Origin of the sequence: Mobilicoccus sp. (assembly GCF_032060985.1) — a bacterium.
GTDB lineage: Bacteria > Actinomycetota > Actinomycetes > Actinomycetales > Dermatophilaceae > Mobilicoccus.
Map to the genome: position 1 here is coordinate 282,616 of NZ_DAMBGD010000002.1, position 13,706 is coordinate 296,321.

The window sequence follows — 13,706 nt, forward strand, 5'->3', positions numbered from 1 at the left end:
CGCGCGGACGGACGCACCCACCGGCGAGAGCGAGACGGCGTCGGGAGGGGTGGGGCCACGGTGGGAGGATGGGCCTCGTGACTGCGAAACTTCTCGACGGCAAGGCGACCCTCGCGACGATCAAGACGGAGCTCAAAGCCCGGATCGACGCGCTTGCGACGCGGGGCGTCACGCCCGGCCTCGCGACCGTGCTCGTCGGTGACGACCCCGCCTCCACGTGGTACGTCGCCGCCAAGCACAAGGACTGTGCCGAGGTCGGCATCCACAGCATCCGCAAGGACCTCCCTGCCGACGCGACGCAGGCCGAGGTCGAGGCCGTCATCGACGACCTCAACGCCGACCCGACCTGCACGGGCTACATCGTCCAGCAGCCCACCGGTCTCGACGAGTTCGCGCTCCTCTCGCGCATCGACCCGGAGAAGGACGTCGACGGCCTCCACCCCTTCAACCTCGGCTCACTCGTGATGAACCGCCCCGCGCCGCTGCCCTGCACGCCCGTCGGCATCGTCGAGTTGCTGCGTCGCTTCGACGTGCCGATCGCGGGGGCCGAGGTCGTCGTCGTCGGACGTGGTCTCACCGTCGGCCGTCCGCTCGGCCTCATCCTCACCCGCAAGTCCGAGAACGCGACCGTGACCCTCTGCCACACGGGCACGACGGATCTCGCCGCTCACACCCGGGAGGCCGACATCATCGTCGCGGCTGCGGGCGTCCCCGGGATCATCACGAAGGACATGGTCAAGCCGGGCGCGGCCGTTCTCGACGTGGGCGTCTCGCGCCGTGACGGCAAGGTCGCCGGTGACGTGGCCGAGGACGTCGCGGAGGTCGCCGGCTGGCTCACCCCCAACCCCGGCGGCGTCGGCCCGATGACCCGCGCGATGCTGCTCTCGAACGTCGTCGAGGTCGCCGAGCGGCGGTCGCAGGCCTGAGTCCGTCGCGGCCCGCCCCTCCGGGGTGCCGCCCTCCCTCGGCCGGCCGTCGGCGCGACACGACCCCCGCGTCCGTCGAAGGCGCGGGAGCGGGCCTGCGATGATCGAGCCGTGAGCACCACGACCGCACCACCACCTCGCCCCCTCATCCCGCTGGGGGCGGGGTGGTGGTCGTGCGCGGCCCTCGTGCTCGGGGGGCTCACCTGGCTCGTCATCGGTGGTGACCTCCTCGCCGGGGGGCTCACGATGGCCGGGGGGTTCGCGCTCGCCGCGGTCCTTCGTCGTGTCCTCCCCGAGGAACGTGTCGGCGGTCTGCACATGCGCGGGCGACGTATCGACGTCGCACTCCACACGGCCACGGCGGTCGCCGTCGCGGTCGCGGTCGTCCTCGTCCACCTCCGTGAGGCCGGCTGAGACGCACCGGTCGACCACGCGCGGCTCGTCGCGGCCACGACACGCGGAGGGCGCCCGCGCCGGAGGTGATCCGGGGCGGGCGCCCTTGTCGTGCGAGAGGAGTCGTGGAGGACTCAGATGAGGCCGAGCTCCTTGACCGCGTCGCGCTCCTCCTCGAGCTCCTTGACGGAGGCATCGATCTTGCCGCGGGAGAAGTCGTCGATCTCGAGACCCTGGACGATCTCCCACGCGCCGCCCTTGGTGGTGACGGGGAAGGAGGAGATGAGGCCCTCGGGCACCCCGTAGGACCCGTCGGAGGCGACCGCCATGGAGATCCAGTCGCCCTCGGCGGAGCCGGTGATCCAGTCACGGGCGGCGTCGATCGTGGCGGACGCGGCGGAGGCGGCCGAGGACGCGCCACGCGCCTCGATGATCGCGGCGCCGCGCTTGGCGACGGTGGGGATGAAGTCGTTCTCGATCCAGGCCTGGTCGCCCACGGCCTCGGCGGCGTTCTTGCCGCCGACCTCGGCGTGGAACAGGTCGGGGTACTGGGTGGCGGAGTGGTTGCCCCAGATCGTCATCTTGCGGATCGCGGTGACCGGCACGCCGAGCTTGGCCGCGAGCTGGGAGATCGCGCGGTTGTGGTCGAGGCGCGTGAGCGCGGAGAACCGCTCCTTGGGGATGTCGGGGGCGTTGCTCATCGCGATGAGGGCGTTGGTGTTGGCCGGGTTGCCCGTGACGCCGATGCGGATGTCGTCGGCGGCGTGGTCGTTGAGGGCCTTGCCCTGGCCGGTGAAGATCGCGCCGTTGGCCGACAGGAGGTCCCCGCGCTCCATGCCCTTCGTGCGCGGACGCGCGCCGACGAGGAGGGCGAGGTTGACGCCGTCGAAGATGACGTTCGGGTCGGAGCCGATCTCGACGCCGGCGAGCGTCGGGAACGCGCAGTCGTCGAGCTCCATGACGACGCCCTCGAGGGACTTGAGCGCGGGCTCGATCTCGAGGAGCTGCAGCTGGACGGGGGTGTCCGGGCCGAGGATCGCGCCGCTGGCGATGCGGAAGAGGAGGCTGTAGCCGATCTGACCGGCGGCGCCGGTGACGGCGATCTTGACGGGGGTGGTGCTCACGGGTTGACCCTTCCGACGAGCGAGTAGATGTGGGCTCGACGCTACCAAAGCGCCCAGCCCGAACGGACGGGACGGACGGAGGTCCTCCCGACCCCGCCCACCACGTCGCCGTCGCCACCGGAGGGGGACCGCAGCAGCACGACGCCCCGGCGCATCGGCCCGCCGGGGCGTCGTGTCGTGTCATCCGTCGCGTGCGCGCCGGATGAGTCGGCGCTCAGTCCTTGCGCTTGAACAGACGCTTGAAGAAGCCGGGCTTGCCCTCCTCCTCACCCGTGGGCGTCGCACTGACGGCACGCGAGTCCGCTGCTGCGGGTTCACGCACCGGCTCACGCACGGCCTCGGGCGTGGGGGCGGGGCGGGGCTCCGGACGAGGTTCGACGGGTGCCTCGACGGTCGGTGTCGTCGGCGCCTCGGCGGCCGCCGGCGTCGGTGCGGGCCGGGGCTCGACGTGGTCGGTGGGTCCGGCGTGGTCTGTCGTCGCGGCGGGCGCGACGTCCGCGCGGTCCTCGGGGCGGTCGCTCCGGTCCTCCTCGCGCCCGGGGGTCGTGTCGGGCACCTCGGTGCCCGTCGGGGCAGGCGGGACGGAGGCGTCGACGGGGTGGTGTTCGGTGTGGCGGACGTCGTGATCGTTCTCCCGCGAGGCGAGGACGACCTCGCTCTGCTCCTCGTCGACGTGGGCGGGGCTGGAGTACGTCGACTGCAGGTCCGCCGCCGGGGTCGTCGAGCCCTCGAGCGGGGAGACGAACTCCTCCTCCCGCTGGCCGGTGCTCGCGGCGACGTCGGCGATCATCGTGTCCTCCGCATCCGCGACGGGAGGCTCCGGCGGGGCGCCTGCGGGGGTGAACACGCCCGCGCCCGCCGAGGTCGTCGCGCTCGCCGCCGGCGTGCTCGCCTGGGCGGGGGCGTCGTCGTAGTCCATGCCGAGGAAGCGCTTGGTCTCCTCGGAGAAGACGTAGACCCCGTCGCGAGCGGCCAGGTCGTCCATGAGGCGGGCGACGTCGACGGCGTGCGCGCCGCCCGGATCGGCGTCGCCGGAGGCGTCGATCATCGTCGTGCACCGCGTCACCCGCTTGCGTCGCAGGGGCGCGGCGAAGTCGGCGTACCGGTCGCCGAGGCCGTCGGCGTCGTCGTCGTACCAGAACGTGTAGGCGTAGCCGGGGAGGCGCAGGACCGCCTTGATCTCCCCCTGCTCGACCTCGGCGCCCGGGAAGAGGTCCGTGAGCACCTCGGCGAGGGACTGTTGGGGCAGCACCTGGGCGTCCTTGGCGAAGATGATGTGCGGATACGAGTTGCCTGCCATGGCCCCATCCTGACGCACGGTCAGCACTCCTGCGCCGTGGGCCGCCGGGTAGGGTCGAGGTCGACGCCTTTTCCCTCCGACGAAGGAGCAGCCACCCGTGGCACAGCAGAAGATCATCTGGACCCGGACCGACGAGGCTCCCGCCCTCGCCTCCTACTCGTTCCTGCCGATCGTGGAGGCTTTCACCCACGGCACGGGTGTGAGCATCGAGACCAGCGACATCTCGCTGTCGGGGCGCATCCTCGCGCAGTTCCCGGATCGGTTGAAGGGCGATCAGGTGGTCGAGGACAACCTCGGCGAGTTGGGCGACCTCACCCAGAGCCCCGACGCGGCCATCATCAAGCTCCCCAACATCAGCGCCTCGGTCCCGCAGCTCAAGGCGGCGATCGCGGAGCTGCAGCAGAAGGGGTACGACATCCCGGACTACCCGGAGAAGCCGTCGACCAAGGACGAGGAGGACGTGCAGGCGCGCTACGCCAAGGTCCTCGGCTCGGCCGTCAACCCCGTGCTGCGCGAAGGCAACTCCGACCGCCGCGCGCCGCTGTCGGTCAAGGCGTTCGCGCAGAAGAACCCGCACCGCCTCGGCGAGTGGACCCCCGACAACAAGGCCCGCGTCGCGAGCATGGAGGGCGGTGACTTCTACGGCAACGAGAAGTCCGTCGTCGCGCGCGAGGACTCCACCCTCACCATCACGTTCCGCGGCGAGGACGGCAGCGAGAAGGTCCTCAAGGGCGACGTCAAGGTGCTCAAGGGCGAGATCGTCGACGGCACCGTGATGAACTCCTCGGCGCTCAAGAGCTTCTACCGCGACCAGATCGAGGCCGCGAAGGCGGAGGACCTCCTGCTGTCCCTGCACCTCAAGGCGACGATGATGAAGGTCTCCGACCCGGTGCTCTTCGGCCACGGCGTCAAGGTGTTCTTCTCCGACGTCTTCGACGAGTTCGGTGACGATCTCGACTCGGTCGGCGTCAACCCCAACCTCGGCCTCGGCGACCTCTACAGCAAGATCGGCAAGCTCGACGCCGACAAGAAGGCGGCGATCGAGGCCGCGATCACGAAGCAGTACGAGTCCCGTCCGCGCCTCGCCATGGTCGACTCCGACAAGGGGATCACCAATCTCCACGCGCCCAACGACGTCATCATCGACGCCTCGATGCCGGTGGTCGTCCGCGACTCCGGGCAGATGTGGAACGCCGACGGCAACCAGCAGCAGACCCTCGCGATGGTCCCCGACCGCTGCTACGGCCCCATGTACGAGGCCGTGTTCGAGGACTGCAAGAAGCACGGCGCGCTCGACCCGGCGACGATGGGCTCGGTGCCCAACGTCGGCCTCATGGCCCAGAAGGCCGAGGAGTACGGCAGCCACCCGACGACGTTCGTCATCGACGCCGACGGCACCGTCACGGTGACCGATCAGCACGGCGCCATGCTCTTCGACCACGAGGTCCACGAGGGTGACGTGTGGCGCATGAGCCGCGTCCGCGACATCCCCGTGCGCAACTGGGTCGAGCTCGCCGTCACGCGCGCCAAGGCCACCGGCGCCCCCGCCGTGTTCTTCCTCGACGAGAACCGCGCGCACGACAGCCACGTCATCGACAAGGTCAAGGCGTACCTGCCCGAGGCGGGCGGCGACGAGATCGACTACGTGATCAAGGCCCCGGTCGACGCGATCACCTACTGCCTCGAGCGCATCCGTCGTGGCGAGGACTCGATCTCGGTCACCGGCAACGTCCTGCGCGACTACCTCACCGACCTGTTCCCCATCCTCGAGCTCGGCACGAGCGCCAAGATGCTCTCGGTCGTCCCGCTGCTCAAGGGCGGCGGCCTGTTCGAGACCGGCGCGGGCGGCTCGGCGCCCAAGCACGTCCAGCAGTTCACCAAGGAGAACTACCTCCGCTGGGACTCCCTCGGTGAGTTCTCCGCGCTCGGCGCGTGCTTCGAGCACATCGCCCAGAAGACCGGCAACGAGAAGGCAGGAGTGCTCGGCGAGACCCTCGACGCGGCCATCGGCCGGTTCCTCGACGAGAACAAGTCCCCGGCCCGCAAGCTCGGCCAGATCGACAACCGCGGCAGCCACTACTACCTCGCCCTCTACTGGGCGCAGGCGCTCGCCGCGCAGGACGAGGACGCCGACCTCAAGAAGCGCTTCGAACCCGTCGCCGCGCAGCTCGCCGAGAACGAGCAGCAGATCAACGACGAGCTCATCGGCGCTCAGGGGCACCCGGTGGATCTCGGCGGCTACTACCGTCCCGACGACGCCAAGGCCGAGGCCGCGATGCGCCCCAGCGCGACCCTCAACGGCATCGTCGACGCTCTGCGCTGACTTCTCCCGCGGCCCGCTGACCAGGCCGCTCCCGTGACGCCCGGCCCGACGGTCCCCACCGGCGGGCCGGGCGTCGTCGTGGCATCCGCACCGCGCCGACCTCACGGGGGAGCGGGTTCGGCACGCCGCCCGAGCGGGTGATCGCCGCGTGGTCCGCCGGTCCCCGGCCGGTGACCTGAGCCCGCGGCAGAGCTGCGACAATGGCGCACATGACCAGCACTCCCGCCTCGACGCGTCCGCGTCTCTTCTCCGGCATGCAGCCCACCCAGGACTCGCTCCACATCGGCAACTACCTGGGAGCGCTGGTCAACTGGGTGTCGATGCAGGAGGAGTTCGACGCGATCTACAGCGTCGTCGACCTCCACGCCCTCACCGTCGACGTCGACCCCGCGGTCCTGCGGGAGCGCACGAGGGCCACCGCCGCCCAGTACATCGCCGCCGGCGTCGACCCGCAGCGCTCGGCCGTCTTCGTCCAGAGCCACGTGCCCGAACACGCCGAGCTCACCTGGGTGCTGTCCTGCCTCACCGGTTTCGGCGAGGCCAGCCGGATGACGCAGTTCAAGGACAAGTCGGCGCGGCGCGGCAACGAGGGGACCAACGTCGGCCTGTTCACCTACCCGATCCTCATGGCGGCCGACATCCTCCTCTACGACGCGGCCAGGGTGCCGGTGGGCGAGGATCAGCGCCAGCACCTCGAACTCTCGCGCAACCTCGCGCAACGGTTCAACGGCCGCTACGGCGACACGTTCGTCGTGCCCGAGCCGCACATCCTCCGCGAGACGGCCAAGATCCAGGACCTGCAGAACCCGACGGCCAAGATGAGCAAGACCGCGCCGACGGGCACGATCGACCTGCTCGCCGACCCCAAGGTCACCGCCAAGCGCGTGCGCTCCGCGGTCACCGACACGGGTCGGGAGATCCGCTTCGACGAGGACGGGAAGCCCGGCGTCTCCAACCTCCTCGCGATCTACAGCGCGCTCGACGGCCGCAGCGTCGCCCAGCTCGAATCCGACTACGACGGCAAGGGGTACGGCGACCTCAAGAAGGACCTCGCCGAGGTCGTCGTCGGTGTCCTCGGGCCCATCCGCGAGCGCGCCGTCGAGCTCCTCGAGGACCCGGCCGAGCTCGACCGCATCCTCGCCGAGGGTGCCGAGCGCGTCCGTCCCGTCGCCGCCGCGACCCTGGCCCGGGTGTACGACCGGGTCGGTCTGCTGGCGCGCCGCTGAGGGCGGGGGTGTCACCGCGCACGGCGGGTCAGGCGGGTCCGCCACGGGCGCCCGCCCAGGGCGTCGTCGAGGTCGGCGTGCTCGTCCTCGTCCCCGAGCCGCTCGCGGGTCGCGTACGCGACCTGCGCGCCCAGGTGCGTGACCCTCGTGGTGCCGTCATCCCGCCGCACGTCACCCTCGTGCCCCCGACGCGGATCGGCGTCCGCGTCCTCGACGACGTCGTCGAGCATCTCCGCGAAGTGGCTTCGGCCCGCGCCCCGTTCGACCTCCGGCTGCGGGGGACACGCACCTTCCAACCGGTCACCGACGTCGTGTACCTCGCGGTCGCCGGGGGGGGATCCCACTGCGACCGACTGCAGTCGGCATTGCGCCAGGGCCCGCTCGCCGTGGACCTCCGGTTCCCCTACCACCCGCACGTCACCCTCGCCCACGACGTCCCCGAGGCCTGTCTCGACCACGCGCGGGCGTCGATGGCCGACGTCGACGAGACGTTCCGGGTGACGGAGTTCGTCCTCTTCGCCCACGCGCCCGAGGCGCCGTGGGAGGTCGTCCGCACCTTCACCCTGGACGGCTGAGGTCTCCTCACCCGAGGGGGTGCGCACGACCCTGGTTCGAGGCGGGTGTGGTGCGGGTCAGCCCCGGCGGCCGCGGGCGCGGAGTCGACGCACGCGCAGCGAGGCGAGGACGCCACCGGCGACGAGGGCGACCGCTCCCGCGCCGAGGAGCGCGAGCCGCCCCTGGCCGCTGTCCGGCGACAGGTCGAGCGCACCGAGGGTCTGGGCGGGCGCCTCCGGGCCCTCGGTCGCCTCGCTCTCGACGGGCGCGACGGGCGGGGTCTGGGCGGGGTCGAACGTCGCGGGGTCGACGAGACGCCCGACCGGTTGGCCCTTGGGTCCGTTCGCGAAGGCCCAGTCGAGGACGGCTGCGGCATCGCGCCATCCCACACCGGCGCCGCCGAGATAGGAGATGACGTAGGCGTGCTCGCCGCGGCGGGCCGCGCCGATGTAGGTCTGCCCGGCGGCCTTGGTGAAGCCGTTCTTGACGCCGATCATCCCGTCGTAGTTCCACAGCAGGCGGTTGTGGTTGCCGATCTGAAACCGCTCGCGCCGGCTGCCCTTGCCGGCGGTGCGCGCGCCGGGGAACTCGGCGGTCTTCGTCGTGAGGTACGGGGCGACGACGGGGTCGTTGACGGCGGCGCGGCCGATGAGCGCGAGGTCGTAGGCCGAGGTGAGCTGCCCGGTGGCGTCGAGGCCGCTGGGGTTCTTGGCGAAGGTGTCGAGCGCCCCCAACGCGTGGGCGCGCTCGGTCATCTGCCGGGCCGTGACGGGTACCCCGCCGTTGGCGCGGGCGAGGGCCTCGGCGGCGTCGTTGCCGGACTGGAGCAGCAACCCGGTGAGCAGCTGGTGGACCGTGTACTCCTGCCCCGGCAGGATGCCGACCTTCGTGCCGTCGATGGCCGTGTCCGCCGGCGTGCCGAGGACGACGCGTGTCGGCGGGAGCTGCGGGGCGACCGTGAGGGCGGTGAGCGCCTTGAGCGTCGAGGCCGGCCGGGACTGGACGTGGGCGTCCTTGGCGAGGATGACGCGGCCGTCGTCGAGGTCTGCGACGACGTAGGAGGCCGCCCGCAACTCCGGGGGCGCCGGGGTGCCCGCGGGCATCCGATAGATGACACCCGGCCGCAGCAGGGTCCTCCCGCCGATCGTCGACGTCGGTGAGGGCGTCGGGGGAGGGGTGGTCTCGCCGGCGGGGGTCGAGACCGAGCCCGGCGGGGGCGTCGGCGACGGTGTCGGGGTGGCCGCGGCGGCCACAGGAGCGGTGCAGACGGCGACGGCGACGAGCGCCGTGCAGGCGCGCTGGCGCGGGTTCAACATGTCCTCCCCGATGCCGATGAATGCGTCCCCTTCACCGAGAGTAGCGGATCCCTGCAGGTCACCCGGTCGCGCCCACGATTCCGCCCTCGGGCTCGGCGCCGTCGGCCCCACGACCCGGTCGGGGTCCGGGGCGGGACCGCGGCCGCGACGGCTCGCCCCGACGGCGGGCCGTCGGCGCCCCCGGCACGTGCGTCCTCAGCCGACCGGGACGTGCGCGAGGGCCCTGTAGTGACCGATGAGGTCGTCGACGAGTCGCTGCCACGAGCGTCCGGAGACCTTCTGGAGAGCCGCCTCACCCATCACCGCGCGGCGCTCCCAGGCGTCCTCGGCGACGGTGAGCGACTCGATGCACCGCCGCAGGTCGGCGGGGTCGTCCGGGTCGAACAGCAGGCCCGTGCGCCCGTGGTCGACGAGGTCGATGGGTCCGCCGCGCCGGGGGGCGACGATCGGCAGACCGGTCGCGGCGCCCTCCTGCAGGGTCTGTCCGAAGGTTTCGTGGGTGCCGGTGTGGACGAACACGTCGCACGCGGCGTAGGCCCGCGCCAGGTCGTCGCCCTCGCGTCGCCCGAGGAACGTCGCGCCCGGCATGAGCGAGCGCAGGGCGGCGCGCGAGGGGCCGTCACCGGTGATCGCGATCCGCACACCCGGCAGGTCCAGCAGGGGTCGGAGCCGGTCGAGTTCCTTCTCCGGCGCGAGTCGGCCGACGTATCCGACGATCGTCTCGCCGCGAGGGGCGAGGGAGCGGCGCAGCGCCCGGCACCCCGCATCGTCGCGCCACCCGGGGTGGAACAGGGCGGTGTCGACGCCACGGCCCCACAACCCGGTGTCGGCGACGCCGTTGCGGCGCAGATCCGCGAGGGCCGCGGACGAGGGGGCGAGGTTGAGGTGGGCGAGGGAGTGCACCCAGCGCAGGTACCGCCAGGTCGCGCGGGCGGCGGGCCGGCCCGCCGCGCCGCCGTGCTGGAGGACGTAGGCGGCCATGTCGGTCTGGTAGATCGCCACCGCAGGGATGCCCAGGTCGCGGGCGGCCACGAGGCCCCGCGCCCCGAGGAAGAACGGTGAGGCGACATGGACGACGTCGGGGGCGAAGTCGGCGAGGATCGCCTCGATCTCGGGAGTGGGCAGACCGACCTGGAACTGGCGGACCGGCACACTCGTCACCCCTCTCACGGGGAACCCGTGGTACTCCCGGGGGGCGGGGGAGGGGGCGACGACGATCGCCTCGTGGCCGCGGGCCCGGAGGTGGTCGAGCACCCGGCACACGCTGGTCGTCACACCGTTCAGCGAGGGGAGGAAGGACTCCGTCACGATGGCGATACGCACGGTGTCACTGTCGGACGGGCCGGTTTCCTCGCGACGACCCCGACAGGTGGGTCGGGTGACCACCAGGCGTCCGGTTCGGTGAGCGCTTCACCGGGGCATCGGCCGGTGTCGGCCTGCCGTTCACGAACGGGGGATCCCGCTGTGCCGAGCGGGCGCTCCGTGTCGACCCGGTTCCAGGGCCGCGCCGGCTCGGCCTCGGCCGCCGCCCGGCACCTCGTCCGGAGACGCTCCGTGGTATCCCACCGAGTCGATCGACCGTCCAGGATTCGTCTACCGTGACCGCATGACCGATATCCGGGACCACTTCTGGTGCGTCATTCCCGCAGGGGGAGCGGGGACGCGCCTGTGGCCTCTCTCGAGGGCCGGCGCCCCCAAGTTCCTGCACGACCTGCTGGGGACGGGCCGTACCCTCATCCAGTCGACCGTCGACCGTCTGGAACCCCTCGCGGGGGAACGACTCGTCGTCGTCACCGGCGCGCGGCATGTCGACGCCGTCGCCGAGCAGGTGCCCCAGGTCGCGCGCGAACGGCTCCTCGCCGAGCCCTCGCCCCGCGACTCGATGGCCGCGATCGGCTGGGCCGCCGCCGTCATCGAACGCCAGGACCCCGGGGCGCTCATCGGGTCGTTCGCGGCCGACCACGTCGTCGGCGAGGAGGAGCGGTTCCGCTCTCTCGTCGAGCAGGCGGTGGCGGTCGCCCAGGAGGGGTACCTCGTCACGTTGGGCATCGAGCCCACTTACCCGGCAACGGGATTCGGGTACATCCGTGAAGGGGACGCGCTCGACGTGCCCGGTGCGCCGGAAGCGCGCGCGGTCGTCGAGTTCGTCGAGAAGCCCGACGTGCGTACGGCCGAGTCCTACCTCGCGACCGGCGAGTTCCGGTGGAACGCGGGGATGTTCGTCGTCAAGGCGGGCGTGTTGCTCGACCTGCTCGCGCAGTGGCACCCCGATCTCGCCGCGGGCCTGCGCCGCATCGCCGCCGACCCCGCGCTGCTCGAGCAGGAGTGGGAGACCCTCGAGCGCATCGCCATCGACCACGCCGTCGCCGAGCCCGCGGCCGCCGCCGGCCGCGTCGCCGTCGTGCGGTGCGACGTCCCCTGGGACGACATCGGCGACTTCCACTCCCTCGCCACGCTCCTCGCGACGGCCGCCGCCGTCGAGTCCGCGGAGATCGGGGCGGCCGGGTCCGCGGGCGCGAACGGCGCGGACGACTCCACCGGCGCGAACGGCGCCCGCCACGACGGCCGGGGCGACGAGCACGCCCTCCACACCGTGGGAACGGCCGACGTCGTCTCGGTCGACTCGACCGGCATCGTCGCCTCGCGCACGGACCGGCTCGTGTCCATCATCGGCATGGACGACGTCGTCGTCGTCGACACCCCCGACGCTCTCCTCGTCACCACGCGCGGTCGTGCGCAGCACGTCAAGAACGTCGTTGACACCCTCAAGGCCTCGGGGCGCACCGACCTCACCTGAACGGCGGGTGCGACACCGGAGCAGACGTGAGCGGGGTGCGAGGACCTAGGTCCTCGCACCCCGCTCACGTCCCGATAAGGCCCTCCGCGCGTCTACGCTGTGGCACATGGGTGAATCCACGGCACGTACTGAGTCCGACCTGGAGATGCGTTCGGTCTACTCCGCCGCCGACCTGGAGGGGTTCGACCCCGAGGCGCGGCTCGGCCAGCCCGGCAAGTATCCGTTCACGCGCGGCGTCTACCCCACGATGTACACCGGACGTCCCTGGACGATGCGGCAGTACGCGGGGTTCGGCACCGCCAAGGAGTCCAACGAGCGCTACAAGCAGCTCGTCGCCGCCGGCACCGGTGGCCTCTCGGTCGCCTTCGACCTGCCCACGCAGATGGGCTACGACTCCGACGCCCCCCTCGCCTCGGGTGAGGTCGGCAAGGTCGGCGTCGCGATCGACTCGGTCGACGACATGCGGGTGCTCTTCGACGGGCTGCCCCTCGGCGACATCTCGACGTCGATGACCATCAACGCCCCCGCCTCCACGCTGCTGCTCATGTACCAGCTCGTCGCGGCCGAGCAGGGCGTCGACTCCACCAAGCTCGCGGGCACCATCCAGAACGACGTGCTCAAGGAGTACATCGCCCGCGGCACCTACATCTACCCGCCCAAGGAGTCGCTGCGCCTCATCAGCGACATCTTCGGCTACTGCTCCACCGAGATGCCCCGCTGGAACACGATCTCGATCTCCGGCTACCACATGGCCGAGGCCGGGGCCACGCCTGCGCAGGAGGTCGCGTTCACGCTCGCGAACGCCAAGGAGTACGTCAAGGCCGCACAGGCCGCCGGGCTCGACGTCGACACGTTCGCCCCGCGTCTGTCGTTCTTCTTCGTCGCCCGCACGACGCTGCTCGAGGAGGTCGCGAAGTTCCGTGCGGCCCGTCGCATCTGGGCGCGCATCATGAAGGAGGAGTTCGGGGCGCAGAACCCCAAGAGCCAGATGCTCCGCTTCCACACCCAGACCGCCGGCGTGCAGCTCACGGCGCAGCAGCCCGAGGTCAACCTCATCCGCGTCTCGCTGCAGGGTCTCGCCGCCGTCCTCGGCGGCACGCAGTCACTGCACACCAACTCCTTCGACGAGGCCATCGCGCTACCCACCCAGAAGGCGGCCCGACTCGCCCTGCGGACCCAGCAGGTCATCGCCTACGAGACCGACGTCTGCAAGACCGTCGACCCGTTCGCGGGCAGCTACGTCGTCGAGTCCCTCACCGACGAGCTCGAGACGGCGATCTGGGAGCTCATCCAGGCGGTCGACGACAAGGGCGGCGCGGCGGCGGCCATCGAGGAGGGCTTCCAGAAGCAGGAGATCGAGCGCTCGGCCTACGACCAGCAGCTCAAGATCGACTCCGGCGAGCGCATCGTCGTCGGCCTGAACAAGTATCAGATCGACGAGGAGGAGAAGTACGAGCCCCTCAAGGTCGACCCGGCCATCGAGGCCGAGCAGCACGAGCGTCTCGCCAAGCTGCGCGCCGACCGTGACAACGGCAAGGTCGAGCAGGCGCTCGGCGAGCTCAAGCGCGCGGCCGAGGGCAAGGACAACCTGCTGTACCCGATGAAGGAGGCGCTCGCCGCGCACGCGACCGGCGGCGAGGTCAGCAACGCCCTCCGCGACGTCTGGGGCATGTACACCCCGGTCGACGCGTTCTGAGTCGATCTCTCGCGTCCACGACGGATCGGGGGCGGCACCACTCTCGCGTG

General features: G+C 71.6%; 11 protein-coding genes. 7 read left to right on the forward strand and 4 right to left on the reverse strand.

Going from position 1 to position 13,706, the window contains the following annotated elements; translation table 11 throughout:
* Window positions 1–77 precede the first annotated feature (77 nt).
* Both RT054_RS02975 and RT054_RS02980 read left to right on the forward strand, forming a co-directional pair.
* Entirely contained in the window at window positions 78–926 is an 849-nt protein-coding gene (locus RT054_RS02975; protein ID WP_312718956.1) for a bifunctional methylenetetrahydrofolate dehydrogenase/methenyltetrahydrofolate cyclohydrolase, read from the forward strand.
* A gap of 111 nt (window positions 927–1,037) precedes the next feature.
* Window positions 1,038–1,340: a DUF3017 domain-containing protein gene (locus RT054_RS02980; RefSeq protein WP_312718955.1), complete on the forward strand. Its 303-nt coding sequence runs from the start codon at window positions 1,038–1,040 to the stop codon at window positions 1,338–1,340.
* Between the two features lie 113 nt (window positions 1,341–1,453).
* Here RT054_RS02980 and RT054_RS02985 read toward each other — a convergent pair whose 3' ends face one another.
* Both RT054_RS02985 and RT054_RS02990 read right to left on the reverse strand, forming a co-directional pair.
* Window positions 1,454–2,443 carry a malate dehydrogenase gene (locus tag RT054_RS02985; RefSeq protein ID WP_313022110.1) on the reverse strand — a complete coding sequence of 330 codons (990 nt, stop codon included), beginning with the start codon at window positions 2,441–2,443 and terminating at the stop codon, window positions 1,454–1,456.
* Window positions 2,444–2,657: 214 nt separating this feature from the next.
* A complete protein-coding gene (locus RT054_RS02990) occupies window positions 2,658–3,743 on the reverse strand; it encodes a hypothetical protein (RefSeq protein WP_313022111.1) in 1,086 nt (361 codons plus the stop codon).
* A gap of 97 nt (window positions 3,744–3,840) precedes the next feature.
* On the opposite strand from RT054_RS02990, the gene RT054_RS02995 reads away from it, so the two are divergent.
* The 3 genes from RT054_RS02995 (at window position 3,841) to RT054_RS03005 (ending at window position 7,867) form a co-directional block, all read left to right on the forward strand.
* A complete protein-coding gene (locus RT054_RS02995; protein ID WP_313022112.1) occupies window positions 3,841–6,066 on the forward strand; it encodes an NADP-dependent isocitrate dehydrogenase in 2,226 nt (741 codons plus the stop codon).
* 200 nt (window positions 6,067–6,266) lie between these two features.
* Entirely contained in the window at window positions 6,267–7,292 is a 1,026-nt protein-coding gene (gene trpS, locus RT054_RS03000) for a tryptophan--tRNA ligase (RefSeq protein WP_312718951.1), read from the forward strand.
* An 8-nt stretch (window positions 7,293–7,300) separates the two neighbouring features.
* On the forward strand, window positions 7,301–7,867 hold the full coding sequence (locus RT054_RS03005; protein WP_312718950.1) for a 2'-5' RNA ligase family protein: 567 nt from the start codon (window positions 7,301–7,303) through the stop codon (window positions 7,865–7,867).
* Between the two features lie 57 nt (window positions 7,868–7,924).
* On the opposite strand, the gene RT054_RS03010 is transcribed toward RT054_RS03005, so the two are convergent.
* Entirely contained in the window at window positions 7,925–9,163 is a 1,239-nt protein-coding gene (locus RT054_RS03010) for a hypothetical protein (protein WP_312718948.1), read from the reverse strand.
* A 195-nt stretch (window positions 9,164–9,358) separates the two neighbouring features.
* The gene (locus RT054_RS03015; RefSeq protein WP_312718946.1) at window positions 9,359–10,486 is read right to left on the reverse strand and encodes a glycosyltransferase family 1 protein; all 1,128 of its coding nucleotides are present in this window, start codon (window positions 10,484–10,486) and stop codon (window positions 9,359–9,361) included.
* Window positions 10,487–10,769: 283 nt separating this feature from the next.
* Between RT054_RS03015 and RT054_RS03020 the strand changes: the two genes are divergently transcribed.
* Window positions 10,770–11,960: a mannose-1-phosphate guanylyltransferase gene (locus RT054_RS03020; protein ID WP_312718944.1), complete on the forward strand. Its 1,191-nt coding sequence runs from the start codon at window positions 10,770–10,772 to the stop codon at window positions 11,958–11,960.
* 106 nt (window positions 11,961–12,066) lie between these two features.
* A complete protein-coding gene (locus tag RT054_RS03025; protein ID WP_312718943.1) occupies window positions 12,067–13,656 on the forward strand; it encodes a methylmalonyl-CoA mutase family protein in 1,590 nt (529 codons plus the stop codon).
* The last annotated feature ends 50 nt before the right edge of the window (window positions 13,657–13,706 follow it).